This is a genomic window from Streptomyces sp. NEAU-YJ-81, assembly GCF_017592595.1.
GTDB lineage: Bacteria > Actinomycetota > Actinomycetes > Streptomycetales > Streptomycetaceae > Streptomyces > Streptomyces hygroscopicus_B.
This window is the reverse complement of sequence record NZ_JAGFNO010000007.1, coordinates 168,927-188,508: the sequence shown is the minus strand read 5'-3', so window position 1 is coordinate 188,508 and position 19,582 is coordinate 168,927. Positions and strand designations below refer to the sequence as shown.

16 protein-coding genes and 1 pseudogene are annotated in these 19,582 nt (G+C 70.6%); 10 read left to right on the top strand and 7 right to left on the bottom strand.

Annotated features, from left to right (window positions below):
* Positions 1–137: 137 nt before the first annotated feature.
* Positions 138–2,978 (top strand): penicillin acylase family protein, encoded by a 2,841-nt coding sequence (locus tag J5X86_RS18685; protein WP_208517917.1) that lies wholly within the window; start codon positions 138–140, stop codon positions 2,976–2,978.
* 61 nt (positions 2,979–3,039) lie between these two features.
* Here the strand turns inward: J5X86_RS18685 and J5X86_RS18680 are convergent, their stop codons facing one another.
* Positions 3,040–4,368, bottom strand: a complete 1,329-nt coding sequence (locus tag J5X86_RS18680) for a serine-threonine protein kinase (RefSeq protein WP_208517916.1) — start codon at positions 4,366–4,368, stop codon at positions 3,040–3,042.
* Positions 4,369–4,668: 300 nt separating this feature from the next.
* Here J5X86_RS18680 and J5X86_RS18675 point away from each other — a divergent pair, with 300 nt between their 5' ends.
* The 4 genes and pseudogenes from J5X86_RS18675 to J5X86_RS18660 all read left to right on the top strand — a co-directional run bounded on the left by J5X86_RS18675 (position 4,669) and on the right by J5X86_RS18660 (position 8,939).
* On the top strand, positions 4,669–5,709 hold the full coding sequence (locus tag J5X86_RS18675) for a LysR family transcriptional regulator (RefSeq protein ID WP_208517915.1): 1,041 nt from the start codon (positions 4,669–4,671) through the stop codon (positions 5,707–5,709).
* Positions 5,710–5,818: 109 nt separating this feature from the next.
* Positions 5,819–6,601 (top strand): SDR family oxidoreductase, encoded by a 783-nt coding sequence (locus J5X86_RS18670; RefSeq protein ID WP_208517914.1) that lies wholly within the window; start codon positions 5,819–5,821, stop codon positions 6,599–6,601.
* Positions 6,602–6,671: 70 nt separating this feature from the next.
* Positions 6,672–8,315 carry an AMP-binding protein gene (locus tag J5X86_RS18665; protein WP_208517913.1) on the top strand — a complete coding sequence of 548 codons (1,644 nt, stop codon included), beginning with the start codon at positions 6,672–6,674 and terminating at the stop codon, positions 8,313–8,315.
* A 30-nt stretch (positions 8,316–8,345) separates the two neighbouring features.
* Positions 8,346–8,939, top strand: a pseudogene (locus J5X86_RS18660) (TetR/AcrR family transcriptional regulator).
* A 128-nt stretch (positions 8,940–9,067) separates the two neighbouring features.
* On the opposite strand, the gene J5X86_RS18655 reads toward J5X86_RS18660, so the two are convergent.
* The 3 genes from J5X86_RS18655 to J5X86_RS18645 form a co-directional block, all read right to left on the bottom strand.
* Complete coding sequence (locus tag J5X86_RS18655) at positions 9,068–10,282, bottom strand: acyl-CoA dehydrogenase family protein (protein WP_208517912.1); 1,215 nt, start codon at positions 10,280–10,282, stop codon at positions 9,068–9,070.
* A gap of 7 nt (positions 10,283–10,289) precedes the next feature.
* Positions 10,290–11,312 (bottom strand): phosphotransferase family protein, encoded by a 1,023-nt coding sequence (locus J5X86_RS18650; RefSeq protein ID WP_208517911.1) that lies wholly within the window; start codon positions 11,310–11,312, stop codon positions 10,290–10,292.
* 164 nt (positions 11,313–11,476) lie between these two features.
* Positions 11,477–11,905, bottom strand: coding sequence for a helix-turn-helix domain-containing protein (locus tag J5X86_RS18645; RefSeq protein WP_208517910.1), 429 nt, complete (start codon positions 11,903–11,905; stop codon positions 11,477–11,479).
* A gap of 118 nt (positions 11,906–12,023) precedes the next feature.
* Between J5X86_RS18645 and J5X86_RS18640 the strand changes: the two genes are divergently transcribed.
* Both J5X86_RS18640 and J5X86_RS18635 read left to right on the top strand, forming a co-directional pair.
* Complete coding sequence (locus J5X86_RS18640) at positions 12,024–12,677, top strand: NADPH-dependent F420 reductase (protein ID WP_208517909.1); 654 nt, start codon at positions 12,024–12,026, stop codon at positions 12,675–12,677.
* 148 nt (positions 12,678–12,825) lie between these two features.
* Positions 12,826–13,752, top strand: coding sequence for an NADP-dependent oxidoreductase (locus J5X86_RS18635; RefSeq protein WP_208517908.1), 927 nt, complete (start codon positions 12,826–12,828; stop codon positions 13,750–13,752).
* A gap of 85 nt (positions 13,753–13,837) precedes the next feature.
* On the opposite strand, the gene J5X86_RS18630 is transcribed toward J5X86_RS18635, so the two are convergent.
* The 3 genes from J5X86_RS18630 to J5X86_RS18620 are packed head-to-tail and all read right to left on the bottom strand — an operon-like array spanning position 13,838 to position 16,988.
* Positions 13,838–14,602 carry an enoyl-CoA hydratase/isomerase family protein gene (locus J5X86_RS18630; protein WP_208517907.1) on the bottom strand — a complete coding sequence of 255 codons (765 nt, stop codon included), beginning with the start codon at positions 14,600–14,602 and terminating at the stop codon, positions 13,838–13,840.
* Between the two features lie 11 nt (positions 14,603–14,613).
* Positions 14,614–15,792, bottom strand: coding sequence for a carbohydrate ABC transporter substrate-binding protein (locus J5X86_RS18625; protein ID WP_208517906.1), 1,179 nt, complete (start codon positions 15,790–15,792; stop codon positions 14,614–14,616).
* 2 nt (positions 15,793–15,794) lie between these two features.
* Entirely contained in the window at positions 15,795–16,988 is a 1,194-nt protein-coding gene (locus J5X86_RS18620) for a CaiB/BaiF CoA-transferase family protein (RefSeq protein WP_208517905.1), read from the bottom strand.
* Between the two features lie 223 nt (positions 16,989–17,211).
* Between J5X86_RS18620 and J5X86_RS18615 the strand changes: the two genes are divergently transcribed.
* From J5X86_RS18615 to J5X86_RS18610, 3 genes are read left to right on the top strand one after another with little or no spacing between them, the layout of a single operon-like run.
* A complete protein-coding gene (locus J5X86_RS18615; protein WP_208517904.1) occupies positions 17,212–18,591 on the top strand; it encodes an MFS transporter in 1,380 nt (459 codons plus the stop codon).
* Positions 18,588–18,722 carry a hypothetical protein gene (locus J5X86_RS52875; RefSeq protein WP_374229267.1) on the top strand — a complete coding sequence of 45 codons (135 nt, stop codon included), beginning with the start codon at positions 18,588–18,590 and terminating at the stop codon, positions 18,720–18,722. Before J5X86_RS18615 ends, J5X86_RS52875 begins: the two co-directional genes overlap by 4 nt.
* A complete protein-coding gene (locus J5X86_RS18610) occupies positions 18,722–19,558 on the top strand; it encodes a FadR/GntR family transcriptional regulator (RefSeq protein WP_208517903.1) in 837 nt (278 codons plus the stop codon). The genes J5X86_RS52875 and J5X86_RS18610 overlap by 1 nt, the downstream gene beginning before the upstream one ends.
* Positions 19,559–19,582: the final 24 nt, after the last annotated feature.

Sequence of the window (19,582 nt, the reverse complement as noted above, 5' to 3'; positions counted from 1 at the left end):
GGATCCATCGAATTCCCCGGACTTTCTCCGGCAGTCCTCATTGGGCCTCTTGCGTCACGAAGTTGACGTCCGCTCATCTTCCGGGCTGGTAATACCGCCGGTAACCTCCGTCGCGACGGCAATCGGGAGGAGCGCACATGCGACGACGAACCCCCAGGCCCACCAGGACCCGCAAGCTCACCAATACCGTGCTCGCCGTGGCCGCCGCGCTGGGCCTCGGCGTCGCCCTCGCGGCCCCGGTGCCCCAGCCGGCCCGGGCCGAGCCGGCCGCGGCGGCCACCGACTACTGCCGGGGCCAGTGCTCCGACATCCTCCCGCCGGGCGCGACCGGCAACGCCACCCTCGCCGACATCCTCGCCAACCGGGTGCTGGGCACCCACCCCGAGCACAGCGCCGACCAGCTCGGCCCGTACGGCGACCTGGCGAGCGGCTACCCCACCCTCACCGACGACAAGCTGACGAACTTCTTCAACGACTCCTCCTTCGGAGTCCCCGCCGACCAGGTCGCCTCCGTGACCAAGCCGCGCGGCGACGTCACGATCACCCGCGACAAGAAGACCGGCGTCCCGCACATCCAGGGCACCACCCGCGAGGGCACCGAGTTCGGCGCCGGATACGCCGCCGCCCAGGACCGGCTGTGGCTGATGGACCTCTTCCGCCACGTGGGCCGCGGCGAGCTGACCTCCTTCGCCGGCGGCGCCCCCGCCAACCAGGGGCTGGAACAGGACTTCTTCCGCCAGGCGCCGTACACCGAGGACGACTACCAGGCGCAGGTCGACTACATCCTCGCCCACGGTGGCGAGCGCGGCCGCCAGGCACTGGCCGACGCCCAGGCGTACATCGACGGCATCAACGCCTACGCCAAGAAGGCCAAGGACGGCCGCTACTTCCCCGGTGAGTACGTGCTCACCGGCCATATCGACGCGATCACCAACGCCGGTGAGATCCAGCCCTTCAAGCTCACCGACCTGATCGCCCTCGCCTCCGTCGTCGGCGCCCTCTTCGGCAACGGCGGGGGCGGCGAGGTGGAGGGCGCGCTCTCGCTGCTCGCCGCCCAGCAGAAGTACGGCCTGACCGAGGGCGCGAAGGTGTGGGAGTCCTTCCGCGAGCGCAACGACCCGGAGGCGGCGCTGACCGTACGCGACGGCAGCTTCCCGTACGCCGGAAAGCCCGCGACGCCCAAGGGCGGCGCGCTGCCCGACGCCGGGTCGGTCACCCCGGAACAGCTCGTCTACGACCGCGAGGGCGGCGCCACCAAGTCCGGCGCCACGGCCCGCACCAAGGTCAAGGCCCCGAAGGCAGCACTGGAGCCGCTGCGCGGCATCTACGACGACGGGGTGCTGCCCCGCGATCTGTTCAGCCGCAAGAAGGGCATGTCCAACGCGCTCGTGGTCTCCGGCAAGTACACCGCGAGCGGCCACCCGGTGGCCGTCTTCGGCCCGCAGACCGGCTACTTCGCCCCGCAGCTCCTGATGCTCCAGGAGATCCAGGGCCCGGGGATCAGCGCCCGCGGCGCCTCCTTCGCGGGGGTCGGGATGTACATCCAGCTCGGCCGGGGCCAGGACTACGCCTGGAGCGCCACCACCTCCGGCCAGGACATCACCGACACCTACGCGGTCGAGCTGTGCTCCCCGGACGGCTCCACCCCGTCCAAGGACTCCACGTACTACCGCTACCACGGCGACTGCGTGCCGATGGACAAGCTGGAGCGGCGCAACGCCTGGAAGCCCACCCTCGCCGACTCCACCGCCGCGGGCTCGTACCGGATGCAGGTCTACCGCACCAAGTACGGGCTGGTGACCCATCGCGCGACCGTCGACGGCAAACCGGTGGCCTACACCATGCTGCGCTCCACCTACCGCCACGAGGCCGACTCCATCATCGGCTTCCAGATGCTCAACGACCCGGACTATGTGAAGGACGCCAAGTCCTTCCAGAGCGCGGCGCAGAACATCAACTACACCTTCAACTGGTTCTACGCCGACTCCCGGCAGACCGGCTACTACAACAGCGGGCTCAACCCGGTGCGCGCCGCGGACGTCGACGCCTCGCTGCCGGTGAAGGGTGAAGCCGCCTACGAGTGGCGGGACTTCGATCCCAAGGACAACACCGCCGCCTCCACACCGCCCGCCGAACACCCCCAGTCCATCGACCAGGACTACTACATCAGCTGGAACAACAAGCTGGCCAAGGACTACAGCGTGGCCGGTTTCGGCAACGGCTCGGTGCACCGCGGCAACCTCCTCGACGACCGGGTGCGCGCCCTGGTCGACAAGGGCGGTGTCACCCGCTCCGCGCTCACCCGCGCCATGGCCGAGGCCGCCGTCACCGATCTGCGCGGCGAGGACGTGCTGCCGGAGCTGCTGAAGGTGCTGCGCTCGGGGCCCATCGACGACCCCCAGCTCGCCACGGCCGCACAGCAGCTCGACTCCTGGCAGTCGGCGGGCTCACAGCGCCATGAGACCAGCGCAGGCTCGCACACCTACGGGCACGCCGACGCGGTACGGATCATGGACGCCTGGTGGCCGCTGCTGGTCGAGGCCGAGTTCAAATCCGGACTGGGCGACGGCCTCTACGACGCCCTGCGCGCCAATCTCACGGTCGACGAAGCGCCCTCGGCCGGACACGGCCCCACCGGCTCGCACGCCGGGTCCTCGTTCCAGTACGGCTGGTGGTCCTATGTCGACAAGGATCTGCGCACGGTCCTCGGCGAGGACGTCAAGGGGCCGCTGGCCCGCCCGTACTGCGGCGGCGGACAGCTCAGCGCCTGCCGTGACGCCCTGCTGACCAGCCTGAAGACGGCCGTGGGCAAGACCGCCGCCCAGGTCTACCCGGGGGACGACAACTGCTCCGCGGGCGACCAGTGGTGCGCCGACGCCATCATCCACCGGGCGGTCGGCGGGCTGACCCACGACAAGATGAGCTGGCAGAACCGGCCCACCTTCCAGCAGGTCGTGGAGTTCCCGGCCCACCGCTGAGGCCACCGGGGCGGGGCCTCGCACCCGGCGAGGCCCCGCCCCCGGCCTGCTGCCCGACTCGCTACTTTGCCCCGATGCGGCCCGCGCGCAGCACCACCCGGGCCAGCTCCGCATGGCAGATGTCGCTGTGTGCCCCGACCGGCGGCACACCGTGCCGTACGACCTCCGAGACATCGACGCTCACACAGCCCTCCGCCGGGAACGGGCCCTCCAGCGCCTCGGCCAGGTCCAGGCGCGGGCACCCCTCCACCGCCTGGACGCCGTCGTACCCGATCGCCCCCCAGCGGGTGTCGCCAGGCAGCAGCGAGGCATCGTCCCCGGAGACCCGTGACGCCACCGGGTACAGCAGCCCGAGCGCGGTGTCATGGTGCGAATGGCAGGACACCACGGGCCCGCGGACCCGGTGGGCGGCGGAGTGCAGGGCGCCGCCGCGGCCGGCGGCGTGCGGCAGCCGCTCGGCGAACGCGTAGTGCGAGAACGCCCCCTGGAGCAGGGTCACCGACGCCACCGTGGCGCCCTCCGGCAGCCCGGTCAGCGCGTACGACACCAGCCGGCCGCCGAAGCTGTGGCCCACCAGATGGAGCCGCGGGGCGGGCCGGACGGCCGCGAGAGCGCCCAGCACCGGTCCGAGGCCCTCGCGCCCGATCGCGCCGGCCCGCCGCTTCATCACGTAGTACGTCCCCTGGCGGAGCAGCTCGTGCGCCCCGTCCCAGAGGCCGCCGAGCCCGCTGTCGGGAAGGGCGCGGTCCTCCGTGTCGGTCTTGCCGCGCGCCTCGGTGAGCGCGGCGGCGAACCGCTCACAGACCTCCGTCACGTCCGACCCGAACATCGCCGGTACGCCGTCTTCGTCGGCGTCCGCCGTGTCCCCGGCCACGCCGGACTCCCCGTGTACCCGGACCAGCCCGCGCACCAGCACCCCGAACTCGTCCAGCGCCGCCAGCCGTTCGGGCCGCTCGGCCAGCAGCTCGGCCAAGCGCGCCACGATCTGCCGCCGCCCCGGGAAGACCATGTCCAGCGCCCGGTGGGTCTCCGCGTCGAGCCCCGGGCGCGGGGTGTCCGCGTCGAGGCCCGGTGGCGCGCCGGGCGCCGGGTCCGGGGTTGAGCCCGCGAGCGACTCGTCCGCGAACCGCATCGACGGCCACACCAACCCCACATAGCCGGGCCGCGCCGGGCCCGCCTCGCCGAGCAGCTCTGGAAAGGGCGCGAAGAAGCGGTCATAGAGCCGTGTGGCCATCGTCCGGGTGTTGTTCCAGCCGTGCGCGAACACCACCAGATCCGTGAGGTCTTGCTGGGCGGCCTGTTCCAGCAGCCGGTCCCGCTGCCGGAGGTCGACGTCCCCGTAGGCGTCGAATCTCAGCTCCCAGTACGGCCGTACGCTCATCCCCGTCATCGCTGCTCCCCCTTGGATGGCCCGATGTGCGTGCATCGTCCCAACTGCCCCGTCCGCTGACCATACGTCACGCATACGGTGGCCGTCGGACAATCGGCCAGCCGTTCGACTTACCCGGAATGACGCGGGCGGAACCTGGAATGCCGGACTCCGCGGCCATCCGGAGATAGGGAATTCCCGAATATCCATCGGAAGGATATCCCCGCTGTTCTCGGGATCAGTTCATCCGGAAGTCGCTGCACTATGCTGCGAACGGAAACGTCATTGGGGTGCCGAATACTCTTCGAGCGGAAGGCCGGAATGCCCTTAAAGGATCGATGGCAGTACCCGGCGGCGCTGCTGGACACCACGATGGACCAGCTCAGAACGTTGCTCGCGGTCCATGAGGCGGGCACCGCACTGGGCGCCGCCCGGCTGCTGGGGCGGGAGCAGTCCAGTGTGCAGAAACAACTGGACACCCTGAACCGGAACTTCGGCGCACTGTGCGGAGAGCCGCTGGTGGTCAAACGGGGACGCAGTCAGAATGTGCTCTTCACCGCGACCGGGGAGTCGCTCGCCGGACTCGCGCGCGGCACCCTGGAGGACTGGCTGGAGGGGCTGCACGACAGCCGCCGCCGTCTCGGCAGCCGGCTCTGTGTCGGCTCCACCCGTTACACCCTCGGCTTTCTGCTGAATGCCGTGGAGTTGGTCACCGGGGAATTCGATCGCCGGGGTGTCGAGCTCAAGGTCGAGCATGTGCGCACCCGGGATCTGCTGGAGCGGCTCGACGCAAAGCAGCTCGACCTGGTATGCGGCAGCGTCCTCACCACGGCGGGCCATGACAGCCGGCTCGACGGCTTCGAGGTGATGGAGTGGCGGCGCAGCGGGCTGTCCCTGGTCACCAACCTCGACGCCGAGGAGCTGCCCGGGCCCTCGGTCCCGGTGAGCGAGCTGCCCCGGCTGCCGCTCGCGGTCTCGGCCGACGGGCTCATACCCGGCTTTCTGCGTGGCTGGTTCGGCGCCCGCTACCGCCAGGAGCTGCATATCGCGGCCGAGATCGACACCGTGCAGTACGGGCTGGAGCTGCTCTCCTCGGGGGTGCTGCGCGGCTGTGTGCTGGTCACCGAGGGCATCGGCGACGCGGTGGCCGACGGGCGGATCCGCGCCGGTGCCGGGCTGCGCACCCTGGAGCTGACCGACGGCGTGGGGCCGGAGCTGGAAGTGCTGATCGGGGTGTTCGTGCGGGCCGGGGAGCGCACCGCGCAGGACGCCGGCCATCCGCTCAATGTGCTGTGGGACGCGCTCGCTGGGGAGAACGCCCGCTGGCGCGGGGTGATGCGCAAGAAGCGCCCCGGCCGGTAACCCGCCGGCCGTGCGCCGGGAGGTGTGCCTCTTCCGTTTACACATACCGACTGGTTAGTCTGCGCTGCGGGCAGGAGCCGATCCGAGTCGATCCGAGGAGCTGCGAATCGTGGGTACCGTGCGTGGGGCGCGTGTTGTGGTCACCGGGGCGGGGGGTGGCATCGGCGCCGCCCTCGCCCGGCGCTTCGCCGCCGAGGGCGCCCAGGTCGTGGTCAACGACCTCGACGCCGCCAAGGCCGCCGCCGTCGCCGAGGAGATCGGCGCGACCGCCGTGCCCGGCGACGCCTCCGGCATCGTGCCCGCGGCCCGTGAGGCGCTCGGCGGCGCCATCGACATCTTCTGCGCCAACGCGGGCGTCGGCCACGACGGCGGCCCCGAGGCCGACGAGGAGCTGTGGCAGCAGTCCTGGGACGTCAATGTGATGGCCCATGTGCGGGCCGCCCGGGAGCTGCTGCCCGAGTGGCTGGAGCGCGGCAGCGGCCGCTTCGTCGCCACCGTCTCCGCCGCCGGGATACTCACCATGATCGGCTCGGCGCCGTACGCCGTCTCCAAGCACGCCGCGCTCGCCTTCGCCGAATGGCTCTCGGGCACCTACCGCCACCGCGGCATCGGCGTCCACGCCGTCTGCCCGCAGGGGGTGCGCACCGACATGCTGACCGCCACCGGGGCCGCCGGGGACCTGGTGCTGGCGCCCACCGCGATCGAGCCCGAGCAGGTCGCCGACGCCGTCCTCGCGGGCATCGAGGAGGAGCGCTTCCTGATCCTTCCGCACCCCGAGGTGGCCCGCCACTACGCGGCCCGCGCCGGCGACACCGACCGCTGGCTGGGCGGCATCAACAAGCTGCAGCGCAAGCTCGAGGATCTCGAGGCGGCATCCGGGACCTCGGGCTGACCCCACGGGCCGCCGCTCCCCGTACTCTCCGCACCACCACCCTCACCCCCGTCCAGACAGGGCCGCACCCATGACCACGTACCAGGACCAGCCATGGCTCGCCCAGCTCACCGAGGCACAGCGCCGGACGATCACCCCGCGGCCGAGTCCGCTGCACGCGTTCCGGGACGCCGTGCGCACCGCCCCCGGCCATCCGGCGCTCGCCTACTTCGACGGACGGCTGACCTACCGCGAGGTCGACGAGCTCTCCGATGGCATAGCCGGCCATCTCGCCGAGCGTGGCTTCGGGCCCGGCGACCGGATGGCGATCATGCTCCAGAACACCCCGCACTTCGTGATCGCGCTGCTGGCGGCGTGGAAGGCGGGCGGTACGGTCGTCCCGGTCAACCCCATGTACAAGGGCGCGGAGCTCGCGCACATCCTCGGCGACGCCGAGGTGAGCGCCCTGGTCTGCTCCCGCCACGCCTGGGAGGACTACATACGCGAGACGGTCGCCGCGTCCCCGGTGCGCATCGCGTTCACCGCCGACGCCCGTGAGCTCCAGACCCGCGACGACGAGCGGGTGCTGCGCGATGAGCCCCTCCCGGTCCCCGAGGACACCGAGGACCTCCTTACGGCCGCCCGCGCCGGGGCGCGCCCGCCGTCCGTCCCCGCACCGCGCGCCGAGGACATCGCGCTGATCAGCTACACCTCCGGGACCAGCGGCACCCCCAAGGGGGCCACCAACACCCACGGCAACATCTCCTACAACGCCGACCGGCAGCACCTCCTCCACGAGCTGCCCGAAGGCTCGACGCTCTTCGCGCTGGCCCCGCTGTTCCACATCACCGGCATGGTCTGCGAGCTGTGTGCGTGCATATCCGGAGCGGGCACCCTGGCCCTGGCCTACCGCTTCGAGACCGGCGTCGTCCTCGACGCCTTCGCCGAGCACCGCCCCGCCTACACCGTGGGCCCCTCCACCGCCTTCATGGCGCTGATGGCCCACCCCCAGGCCACCCGCGACCACTTCGCGTCCTTCCGGATCATCTCCTCCGGCGGCGCCCCGCTGCCGCCCGCGCTGGTCGAGCGGTTCCAGTCGGCCCTCGGCCCGTATCTGCACAACGGCTACGGGCTCACCGAGTGCACCGCGCCCTGCGCCAGCGTCCCGCCCGGCGTCCGCGCCCCGGTCGACCCGGTCTCCGGCACCCTCGCCGTCGGCGTCCCCGGCGCCGACACGGTCGTACGCATCGTGGACGACGCCGGGCAGGACGTGCCGTTCGGCCAGCAGGGCGAGATCGTCGTCCGCGGCCCGATGGTGGTGCCCGGCTACTGGCGGCGCCCGGAGGCCACCGCGGCCGCCCTCCCGGACGGGGAACTGCGCACCGGCGACATCGGCTTCATGGACGAGGGCGGCTGGCTGTACGTGGTCGACCGCAAGAAGGACATGATCAACGCCTCGGGGTTCAAGGTATGGCCGCGCGAGGTCGAGGATGTGCTCTACACTCACCCCGCCGTGCGGGAGGCGGCGGTCGTCGGCAAACCCGACGCGTACCGCGGCGAGACGGTCAAGGCGTATGTGAGCCTCCGACCGGAGGCCGAGGCCACACCGGACGAGCTGTCCGCGTACTGTGCGGAGCGCCTCGCCGCGTACAAGTACCCGCGCGAGGTGGAGATCCTGCCCGAGTTGCCCAAGACGACGAGTGGCAAGATCCTCCGGCGGGAACTGCGAGGATGAAAGAGAAGAGGAAGAGAACGGGTGGCGACCATGGCCAAAACGACGGACGGTGACGGACAGCCGGTGCCACAGCGGCTGCTGGCGGCTGCCACCCGCCTGTTCGCCGAGCGCGGATACGACCGGACGTCCGTACAGGAGATCGTCGAGGCGGCGGGCGTCACCAAGGGCGCGCTCTACCACTACTTCGGCTCCAAGGACGATCTGCTCCATGAGATCTACGGCCGGGTGCTCCGGCTCCAGCAGGAGCGCCTGGACGCCTTCGCGGACGCCGACGCTCCGGTGGAGCGGCGGCTGCGGGACGCGGCGGCCGATGTCGTGGTGACCACCATCGAGAACCTCGACGACGCCACCATCTTCTTCCGGTCGATGCACCAACTCAGCCCGGAGAAGCACAAGCAGGTGCGCGCCGAGCGGCGCCGCTACCACGAGCGGTTCCGCGCGCTGATCGAGGAGGGGCAGCGGACCGGGGTGTTCAGCTCCCGGACCCCGGCCGATCTGGTGGTGGACTACCACTTCGGCTCCGTCCACCACCTGGGCACCTGGTAACGGCCCGGCGGCCCGCTGGGCCCCCTGGAGGTCGCCGACCACCTGGCCGACCTGCTGCTGCGCGCGCTGCGGCCGTAAATGTCCTCAAGCGCCGGACGGGCTGGATTTTCCAGCCCGTCCGGCGCTTGAGGACCGGGGTCCGGGGCGGAGCCCCGGTTGAGGGAAGGGGCGGGGTGGGGAACAAACCCCGCCCCGCACCGCTCCAGCTACACGTACCGCTTCAACTCACGCCGCGCCAACGACCGTTGATGCACCTCGTCCGGCCCGTCAGCCAGTTGCAGCGTGCGGGCCGCCGCCCACAGCTCGGCCAGCGGGAAGTCCTGGCTCACCCCGCCCGCGCCGTGCAACTGCACCGCCCGGTCCAAAATCTGCACCACCGTGCGCGGCGTCGCGATCTTGATGGCCTGGATCTCGGTGTGCGCCTCGCGGTTGCCCACCGTGTCCATCAGCCAGGCCGTCTTCAGCACCAGCAGCCGAAGCTGCTCGACCGCCACCCGCGCGTCCGCGATCCACTCATGGACCTGGCCCTGCTGGGCGAGCGCCTTGCCGAAGGCCGTACGGTCCACGGCCCGTCGGCACATCAGCTCGATACCGCGCTCGGCCATGCCGATCAGCCGCATGCAGTGGTGGATCCGGCCGGGGCCGAGCCGGGCCTGGGCGATGGCGAAACCGCCGCCCTCCTCGCCGATGAGGTTGCTCACCGGCACCCGCGCCCGGTCGAAGACCACCTCGGCGTGGCCGCCGTGGTAGTGGTCCTCGTAGCCGTACACCCGCATGGCCCGCCGCACCTCGACGCCCGGGGTGTCGCGCGGCACCAGCACCATCGACTGCTGACGGCGCACATCGGCGCCGTCGGGGTCGGTCTTGCCCATCACGATGAAGATCTTGCAGTCGGGGTTCATCGCCCCGGAGATGTACCACTTGCGCCCGGTGATGACGTAGTCGTCGCCGTCGTGCTCGATCCGGGTCTCGATATTGGTCGCGTCGGACGAGGCGACCTCCGGCTCGGTCATCGCGAAGGCCGACCGGATCTCCCCCGCGAGCAGCGGCTCCAGCCACTGCTTGCGCTGCCGCTCGTCGCCGAACTGGGCGAGCACCTCCATATTGCCGGTGTCGGGGGCGGCGCAGTTCAGGGCGGTGGGGGCCAACTGGGGGCTGTGGCCGGTGATCTCCGCGAGCGGGGCGTACTGCAGATTGGTCAGCCCCGCGCCGTACTCCTCGTCGGGCAGGAAGAGGTTCCACAGCCCCTGCCGGCGGGCCTCGGCCTTGAGCTCGCCGACGACCGCCGGGGTCAGCCACGGGGAGTCCAGGGCCGCGCGCTGCTCCTCCGCGACCGCCTCGGCCGGATGGACATGCTCGTCCATGAAGGCGAGCAGCTTGGCGCGCAGCTCTTCGGTCCGGGCGTCGAATGCGAAGTCCATGACGGGATCAGCTCTCCTCGAGGGTGGTGAGGCCGTGGTCGATGAAGGCGGGGACGATGTCGCCGATGCGGTCGAAGCCCGCGCCGACGGTCTGGCCGAGGGTGTAGCGGTAGTGGATGCCCTCGAGGATCACCGCGAGCTTGAAGTAGGCGAAGGCGGTGTACCAGGACACGCCGCTCACATCGCGCCCCGAACCCTCGGCATAGCGCTGGATCAGCTCGTCCGTGGTGGGGTGGCCGGGGGCGCCCTGGGTGGAGGAGATGGGGGAATCGGCGAGATTCGGATGACCGCTGTACATCACGATCAGCCCGAGGTCCGTCAGCGGATCGCCGAGTGTGGACATCTCCCAGTCGAGGATCGCCGTGATCCGGTCGTCGGCGTTCACCAGGACGTTGTCCAGGCGGTAGTCGCCGTGGACGACCGTGGGAGTGGGGGAGGCCGGCAGCGCCTTGGCGAGCCGGGTGTGCAGCTCGTCGATCCCGGACAGCTCACGGTTGCGCGAGGCCGCCAGCTGCTTGCCCCAGCGGCGAAGCTGCCGCTCCAGGAAACCCTCCGGACGCCCGAAGTCGCCGAGCCCGACCTCGGCCGGGTCCACGGAGTGCAGCGTCACGAGCGTGTCGACGAGGGAGAGGACGACCTCCCGGGTGCGCTCCGGGCCGATGCCGGCGAGCTGCTCGGCGGTGCGGTACGGGGTGCCCTCGACGAACTCCATGACGTAGAAGGGCGATCCGACCACCGACTCGTCCTCGCACAGCAGCACCGGCTCCGGCACCGGCACGGCCGTCGGGTGCAGGGCGCTGATCACCCGGTGTTCCCGCGCCATGTCATGGGCGGTGGCGAGCACATGGCCCAGCGGCGGCCGGCGGACGACCCAGCGGGAGGTGCCGTCGGTGACGGTGTAGGTGAGATTCGAACGGCCGCCTTCGATCAGCTCGGCGCTCAGCGGCCCGCGCACCAGTCCCGCGCGTTCGCGGTCGAGGTGGGCGCGGAGCCGATCGAGGTCGAGCCCTGGGGGATTGCCTGCGTTCATCGAACCTCTTCCTGGGTTTCCTCGGTCCTTCTTGGTACTGCTCACAGCCGCTCGGTCGGGGGAGCGGGCGAACTGTTCCGCATCATGATGCCGACCAGTCGGTATGTAGTCCAGTAGGTGTCCGTTGCCGGACGCATCGGGGCCGCGGCCCGGAGGGCTTGGAACTACCGCCCCCGCCCCCGCTCGGCCCGCGCCTCGGCCCGCGCCTCGGCCCGCTCCTCGGCCCGCTCCTGGGCCTCGACCACCGCGTCCCCGTACTCCACCGACCAGGCACCGAGCGCCTCGACCGGCCCCAGCAGGGTCTCCCCGAGCGGGGTCAGCGCGTACTCGACCCGGGGTGGCGCCTCCGCGTACCGGCGCCGCTCCACCAGCCCGTCGTCCTCCAGGCGGCGCAGGGTGTCGTTGAGCACCTTCGGGCTGATGCCGCCGATCGCCTCGCGCAGCTCGCCGGGGCGGCGCGGCCCCTCCCGCAGCCCGAAGATCACGACGGCGGTCCAGGTGCGGGCCAGCAGATCGAAGCCCAGCCGCGCCCGGCAGTCGGCGATGAACCCCTCCGGTGCGAGGGGCCGCGATGTCGTCGCCGGTTCACTCACAGATGGCCTCCTGACCTGCTGACCGCCGTCCTAGCGCATCCGTCGCACACCGCACGGTGTGCGACGGACTTCCTAGTGTCCTTCCCCATCGGCAGGCGAGAACGAGGAGGAGGCCGCGATGCGGATCGGAGTGCTGGGCACGGGCACGATGGCGGACGCGCTGGGGACCCAGTGGGCGCGGGCGGGGCATGAGCTGTTCATCGGCGGCCGCTCGCGGCCGAAGGCGGCGGCGCTGGCCGCGCGGATCGGCCACGGCGCGCGGGCGGGGAGTCCGCGCGAGGCCGCCGGATTCGGGGATGTGACGCTGCTGGCGGTGGCGTACGACGGCGTCGAGGCGGCCCTGGAGGCGGCGGGCGCGGCCGAGGGCACGCTGAGCGGCCGGGCGCTGATCGACTGCACCAACGCGGTCGTCCCCGGGCGCTTCACCCTGGCCACCGACGGCGGCCCCGGCATGGCCGAGCGGATCGCCGCGCGGGCCGTGGGGGCGCGGGTCGTGAAGGCGTTCTGCCACTGCTCGGACGCGGTATGGCGGATGACCCCGCCGGTCTTCGCCGACGGGCCACTGGCGGTCCCGCTGTGCGGGGACGACGAGAAGGCTCTGGAGGCCGTACGCACGCTGGTGCGCGACATGGGCTGTGTACCGCTGGACGCCGGGGGCCTGGAGCGGGCCGGCCTGCTGGAGTCCACCGTCGCGTTTCTGCTCGGCTTCTGGTTCGGCGGGGTGGAGCCACGGGCCGCGCTGCCGCCGCTGGCGGCGCAGAGCCCGGGGTAGCGGCCGGGGTAGCGGCCGGGGTGGTGCGGATTTGCGCCGGCGGTGGGGGAGCAGGAGCGTCGAAGGAGAGGAGCGGGACAAGGAGAACGTGAGAGCCGCGAGGAGCCGCGAGAACGCACGAGCCGCGAGAGCCGCGAGGAGCGCCACCATGAAGGCCATCACCTACCGCCGCTACGGCGGCCCCGAGATCCTGGAGTACGGGGAGCGGCCGGAGCCGAAGGTCGGCCCCGACTCCGTCCTGATCAGGGTCAGGGCCGCCAGCGTGAACCCCGTCGACTGGAAGGCGCAGGCCGGAAACCTCGAACCGTTCCTGGACGCGGTCTTCCCGGTGATCCCCGGCTGGGACGTCTCCGGGGTCGTGGAGCGGCCCGGCCCCGCGGTGACGGAGTTCCGGCCCGGCGACGAGGTGATCGGATACGTACGGGAGGACTTCCTCTCCCGGGGCACCTGTGCCGAGTATGTGGCGGCGCCCATCCGCACCCTCGCCCGCAAACCGCGGAACCTCTCCTTCACGCAGGCCGCGGGCATCCCGCTGGCGGGCCTGACGGCCTACCAGTCGCTGGTGCGGGCACTGAGGGTCGGCGAGGGTGACACCGTCCTGGTCCACGCGGCGGCGGGCGGGGTCGGCTCGATGGCGGTCCAGCTTGCCCGGCATATGGGCGCCCGGGCGATCGGCACCGCGGGCGAGCGCAACCACGAGTATCTGCGCGCGCTCGGCGCGGAGCCGACCACGTACGGGGAGGGGCTCGCCGAGCGGGTCCGCGCCCTCGCCCCGAACGGCGTGGACGCCGTGCTCGACCCGGTCGGCGGCGACGCGCTCGCCGTCTCCGCCGAACTCCTCGCCCCCGACGGCCGCCTGGCCTCCATCGCCGATCCCGCCGTCCTCGGCCTCGGCGGCCACTACGTCTTCGTCCGCCCCGACCCCGACGACCTCCAGGACCTCACCGACCTCGCCGAGCGCGGCGCCCTCGGCGTCGAGGTCGCCGCGGTCTTCCCCCTCCAGAAGACGGCGGACGCCCAGCGTCTCAGCATGGAGGGCCACGCCAGGGGCAAGATCGCCATCGCGGTGGACTGACCGAGCTATCGATGGAGGTACGGGTCTGCACCCGTCCCGGGACGATTCTCGACGGCCCTGCCGTTACGTGTGAGGTGATGGCTGCTCAGTGGCCGGTGAACTTGGCAGGGCGCTTCTGCTTGAACGCTTCGCGGCCCTCGGCGGCATCTTGGGTTGCGAACGACACGGTCTGCAGGTCGCGTTCGTACTGGATGCAGTTCTCCAGTGGCATGGCGTGCGCGGCGCGGAGGCTGAGCTTGCCGGTCTGGGCTGCGATCGGGGCCCGCTCGGCGATGCGTCCGGCCAGCTCCCGGGCGGCCGGGAGCAGGTCCTCAGATGTGTGCGTAGCGGAGACGAGGCCCCAGGCCAGTGCCTGCTGGGCGCTGATGGGATCGCCGGTGTAGAGCATGAGGGCCGCGTTGGACGGGCCGATGCTGTGGGTGAGGAACGCTGCCATGCCGCCTCCTCCGATCCAGCCGAGCTTGATTTCCGGGGCGGCGAACGATGCGGTGTCGGCGGCGAGCCTGATGTCGCAGGACATGGACATCTCCAGGCCGCCGCCGAAGGCGTAGCCGTTGATGGCGGCGATGACGGGCTTGCGGATGCCGCGGATCGCGTCGCAGTAGTCCGGGCGGTCGCGGAACTCCCAGGCGGTGGGGTAGGTGTCGAGCTCGGCGATGTCGCTGCCCGCGCAGAATGCCTTGCCGCTGCCGGTCAGCACGACCACTCGGATGTCCCGATTGGCGTTGATCTCGTGGGCGGCCTCGCGGATGCGCGTGGTCATGTCGGGAGTGACCGCGTTGAGCTTGTGCGGGCGGGTGAGTGTGAGGGTGGCGATGTGGTGGTCGATGTCGAAAGCAATGTCGTTCATGGATGCGGCTCTCACGAGATCGGGGAAAGGAAACGGGAATACAGGGTGTCGATGCGGTCGGTGATCGCCTCGGAAGGCTGTTTGCCTGCCAGGCCCTCGCGGATGACTTGAGAGGCCGCGTCCTGGAAACTCACCCATCCTGGGCGGCGGGGGCGTACCCATGCCGCGTCCAGCGTGCGGATGGTGTTGCGGTAGAAGCCGCTCCAGTCGTCGTTGATCTGCTCCGAGGCCCAGGCGGCCCGGGAACTGGGTTGCCCGCCTGTCTGCGGCACCAGGTCTTGCTGGACGGAAGGAGACATCAGGCGCCGCACGTGGGAGGCGGCCGCTTCGGGGTGTTCCCGCCGCGCGGAGACGGACACGCCGGTGCCGCCCAGGACACTGCCGATCAGGCCGTCGGGACCGCACGGAGCATCCCGGAACACCAGGCGTGGCTCGCGGCTGTAGGTGACATAGCCGTAGACGAGCGGGCACACCGCGGGGCCGGCACCGGCGGCAACCGATTCCAGCACGGTGATCGGGTTGCCGGCGGCGGTTGCCCGGTCGCAGTGCTGATACAGGCGGGCGAGCAGGTCGAGCGCGGACAGAGCCTGGGCGCGCGGCAGGTATTTCCCTGCCCCACCCGGTGCCGCCCCGTGCGCCAGTGCGATCGAGGTGAAGGTCAGGAAGGCGTGCGGTCCGCCCAGGCACAGCGTGATGCTGTGCCGTACCGCGTGCGTGAGCACGTCGTTCCAGGTGCGCAGCGCCTGAGCCGGTGGCCCGTCGGGGTGGACGGCCGCGACCTGCGCGGCCGCATCCAGCGGTACGGCCCACTGCCGGTTCTGATGCTGGTAGCTGTCGAACGACGCACCCGCGGTGCGGGCTCGCCACCGGTCCAGCTCCGCGGCGTCGACGAGCGTGTCGAGGGGGAGCAGGGCCTGCGCCTCGACCGCGTCGGCGAGGTGGGGGTGGTCGATGACCAGCAGGTCGTAGCGGTCCGCCAGGTCGCTCAGCGGCGTGGACTCGAAGCCCTCCAGGGGCTGGCGTTCCCAGATGAGGGTTCCGGTGGCCTGCCCGTACTGGTGGGCGCCGAGCCGGTCGAGTTCGCTCAGGGTCTCCAGCGGTGCGTAGCCGCGCGGGTGGTTCCAAGTGATGCCGCACAGGCTGACGGGAGAGCCGGTCTGGTCCCCTGTGGCGGTCTGTCGCGTGGTCATCGTCACGCCTGCTCGGATGCCACGGCTCCGGACGCCAGCAGCGCGTCGATGCGCTCCTCGCTGATGCCCGCCTCGCGAAGGACGTCGCGGCTGTGCTGGCCCGCCAGTGGGGTGGGGTGACGCAGTGCGGACGGCGTCCGGGTGAAGTGGATCGGGAAGCCCGGGGTGGTCACCGTTCCTTCGGTTGGATGCTCGTAGCTCAGCAGCGAACCGTTGTGCTTGACCTGCGGGTCCTCGGGGATGTCGGCGTAGCCGTAGACGGGGCCGGCCCAGATGCCGTTGGCGTCGAACAGGTCCAGCCACTCCTGGGCGGTGCGTTCGCGCAGCTTGTCGGCCACCAGACGGAACACCGTATCGCGCTGGGCGAACCCGTCGACCTCGGAGTCCATGCCGAGGAGTTCGGGCAGGTCAAGGAGCGCGCCCAGCTTGGGCAGCTCGGGAAACGCCAGGGTGATCTCTCGGTCCGCTGTCTCGAAGGCGCCGTAGGGAGCGCGGATGTAGGTGTGGGCGTGCGGCTCGTCGGTGCGGGTGGCCTGCACCTTGCCCTGGGTGTAGATGCTCATCTCCTGCAGTTGCAGCGCGATGATCGAGTCCAGCATGTTGACCGTGATCAGCTGGCCCTGGCCGGTGCGCTCCTTGTGCAGCAGGCCGGCCAGGACGGCCTCGAACGCGGTGGAGGCCGTGACCGCGTCCACCACGTACAGCGGCGCCGGGTGCGGGGGGTCACCGACGCGGCCCGCACTCTTCATGAAGCCCGACATGCCCTGCAGCAGCAGGTCCTGTCCCGGCCGCTGGGCGTAGGGGCCGCTCTCGCCGTAGCCGGAGATCGACACGTACACGATCTGCGGATTGACGGCCTTGATGGACTCGTAGTCCACGCCCAGCCGCTCGGCGACGCCGGGGCGATAGTTCTGGAGGAAGACGTCGGCCGTGCGGGCCAGCGCCAGCAGCGCCTCGCGTCCCTCGGGGTCCTTCAGGTTCACCGCGAGGCTGCGCTTGTTGCGGTTGAGGGACAGGAAGCTGACATTGATGCGGTTCCCGGTCGCTCCACCGGCGGAGACATGGCGCTGCCACTCTCCGGTGGTCGGCTCGACCTTGACCACGTCGGCGCCCAGATCGCCCAGGCGTGCCGCGGCGAAGGGCCCGGACATCGCGATCGACAGGTCGAGGACTCGGTAGCCGTCCAGAACGCTCATGGGATGCCTCTCTGAAGTCACCGGCGGCGGTGGCTGCGGATGTGTCGCTTCACCACGCTACGACTTTGTCTGCCTAAGAGTCCAGATTGGTCTTACAAATGCGTCAGATAGATGTGACAAGTCATTGACCTCGGCGTCATACGCGGCCTACGTTCGCGGCATGGCCGAAACAGGCCACACCCGGCGGATGAGCGACGATGCCCCGCCGTCAGGAGGAAATCCCATGTCCAAGACGCACTCCAGCGCACCCGAACCACGCCGCTCCTCCCCCCGAGCCGTCGCAGCCGCGGCACTCGCGGGATCCGCCCTTGAGTGGTACGACTACTTCCTGTACGGAGCTGCGGCCTCACTGGTCTTCAGCAAGATCATTTTTCCTCCGGGGCACGAGCTCATCGGAACCCTCGCGGCCTTCGCGACCCTCGCCCTCGGCTTCCTCGTCCGCCCCCTGGGCGGCATCTACTTCGGTGCCCTGGGCGATCGCGTCGGACGCAAGAAGGTCCTGGTCGTCACCCTGCTGCTGATGGGCGGCGCAACCACCCTCATCGGTGCCGTCCCCAGCTACGAAGCCGCGGGCTTCTGGGCGCCGGTCATGCTGATCCTGCTGCGCCTGGTCCAGGGCTTCGGGGCCGGCGCCGAATTCGGCGGTGCGGCCGTGTTCAGCGCAGAAAACGCACCGCCCAACCGCCGCGGGTTGTTCGGCAGCTTCCCCGGCGTCGGCGTCTACATCGGCCTGCTGCTCTCCTCGGGCATCTTCGCTCTGCTCACCCAGCTACCGGAAGAGCAGTTCCTGGCCTGGGGGTGGCGCATCCCCTTCTTTGCCAGCGTCCTCATGATCGCCGTAGCCCTCATCATCCGGCTGCGTATCGACGAGACCCCCGCCTTCCAGGAACTGCAGTCCCGGGAAGCCGTCTCGGCCTCGCCCCTGAAGGACCTGCTGCGCCAGCAGCGCAAGCCCGTCCTGATCGTCATGGGCTCCCAGGTGGCCCAGAGCGGCGTGAGCTACATCTACCAGACCTTCGTCATCACCTACATCGCCGGCACTCTCGCCATGGCGTCCAGTGTCGGCCCCGTCGGTGTGGCCTGCGCGGCCGCCGTCGCCGTCGTCACCACCCCGCTGTTCGGCGCTCTCACCGACCGCATCGGCCGCAAGCCCGTCTACCTCTTCGGCGCAGCCTTCTCCGCGGTGTTCGCGTTCCCGTTCTTCGCCCTGGTGAACACCCGCTCGGAAGGGCTGGTCATCATCGCCATGGTGCTCGGCATCGGTGTGGGCATCGCGGCCATGCTCGGCGCGCAGGGAGCCTTCTTCGCCGAACTGTTCTCCTCGCAGGTCCGCTTCAGCGGGCTGGTCTTCGGCCGTGAGATCAGCGCCGCGATCTTCGGCGGCTTCGCCCCCTTGGCGGCCGTCGCCATCTCCGCCGCAGCCGACGACGCCACCTGGCCCGTTGCCCTGCTGGCCATCACCCTCAGCGCCATCACCTTCATCGCGCTGCTGTACGCACCCGAAACCCGCCACGTCGACATCGAGGCCACGACCGCCGGCGAAGCCGCCGCACCACCGGAGCAGGTGATTCCGTCAACGGGGCCTGTCTCGCCGCGAGGCTGAAAGGGCATTCACCGGCGGAGGCCGCCGCTCAAGCGGCACGGTGCGCTGCCCATGCCATCGGCCACCAAGGGGCGATCGTGCCGCGAGCCGGCACCGTCCACACGGAACCTGTCCGGAGGGTCTCCGCATAGTGGCGGACGTCGGCTTACCGCGGTCTTCGCCAACGCTCACGCGGATCGACAGCGATGCGACAATAGCGACCATGAACGCTGCGAGCGAACGGCTGTACCCGTCCGAAGGCTCCCACGGGGCAGTCGTTCACGCGCTGGGCTCCGCCATCGTCTCCGGCGAGTACCCGCCCGGATCGGCGATCCCCACCGAGGAACGGCTGACCACCAAGTTCGGCGTCAGCCGTCCCGTCGTGCGTGAAGCCACCCGTGTGCTGCGGGGGAAGGGCCTGGTGAAGTCCACCGTCGGGCGTGGCACCATCGTGCAGCGGCCTTCGCAGTGGAACCTTCTCGACCCCGATGTCCTCGTCTGGCGTTATACCGACACCACATCGGCCTCAGCCATGGACGACCTCACCGGCCTGCGTCTCTTCCTCGAACCCGCGGCCGCCCGACAAGCCGCTCACAACCCCAGCCGCCGCATCATCGATCCCATCGAGGACGCCTTCCAGCGGATGAAGCACGCAGTCGAGGACACCGACGAGTTCGTCGAAGCGGACCTGGCCTTCCACGCGGCCATCGTCGACGCCACCGAGAACGAACTCCTGGTCCACCTCAACTCCATGCTGGCAATCGCCCTTCACGCCCAACGCCGCATGCACACCACGTCGAAAACCCGGCACAGGCGCACCCTGCCCGCCCACAAACGCGTGCTCGATGCCATCCGCGACCACCAGCCGGACCAGGCCGAAACCGAAGCACGCGACATCATCGAACGCGCCCACCAAGACATCCTGTACTACACCGGGCGGGCCAAGAGGTCCGGCGTATCGCGCAAGGCAACAGAATCAGAAACCTGATAGCCGTTGGGGCGACAGCACCAG

What these genes read in the sequence shown, in the direction of transcription:
- J5X86_RS18685 (WP_208517917.1), top strand. Translation starts at nt 138, where the DNA reads ATGCGACGACGAACCCCCAGGCCCACCAGGACCCGCAAGCTCACCAAT.
- J5X86_RS18680 (WP_208517916.1), bottom strand. Translation starts at nt 4,368, where the DNA reads ATGACGGGGATGAGCGTACGGCCGTACTGGGAGCTGAGATTCGACGCC.
- J5X86_RS18675 (WP_208517915.1), top strand. Translation starts at nt 4,669, where the DNA reads ATGCCCTTAAAGGATCGATGGCAGTACCCGGCGGCGCTGCTGGACACC.
- J5X86_RS18665 (WP_208517913.1), top strand. Translation starts at nt 6,672, where the DNA reads ATGACCACGTACCAGGACCAGCCATGGCTCGCCCAGCTCACCGAGGCA.
- J5X86_RS18655 (WP_208517912.1), bottom strand. Translation starts at nt 10,282, where the DNA reads ATGGACTTCGCATTCGACGCCCGGACCGAAGAGCTGCGCGCCAAGCTG.
- J5X86_RS18650 (WP_208517911.1), bottom strand. Translation starts at nt 11,312, where the DNA reads ATGAACGCAGGCAATCCCCCAGGGCTCGACCTCGATCGGCTCCGCGCC.
- J5X86_RS18640 (WP_208517909.1), top strand. Translation starts at nt 12,024, where the DNA reads ATGCGGATCGGAGTGCTGGGCACGGGCACGATGGCGGACGCGCTGGGG.
- J5X86_RS18635 (WP_208517908.1), top strand. Translation starts at nt 12,826, where the DNA reads ATGAAGGCCATCACCTACCGCCGCTACGGCGGCCCCGAGATCCTGGAG.
- J5X86_RS18630 (WP_208517907.1), bottom strand. Translation starts at nt 14,602, where the DNA reads ATGAACGACATTGCTTTCGACATCGACCACCACATCGCCACCCTCACA.
- J5X86_RS18625 (WP_208517906.1), bottom strand. Translation starts at nt 15,792, where the DNA reads ATGACCACGCGACAGACCGCCACAGGGGACCAGACCGGCTCTCCCGTC.
- J5X86_RS18620 (WP_208517905.1), bottom strand. Translation starts at nt 16,988, where the DNA reads ATGAGCGTTCTGGACGGCTACCGAGTCCTCGACCTGTCGATCGCGATG.
- J5X86_RS18615 (WP_208517904.1), top strand. Translation starts at nt 17,212, where the DNA reads ATGTCCAAGACGCACTCCAGCGCACCCGAACCACGCCGCTCCTCCCCC.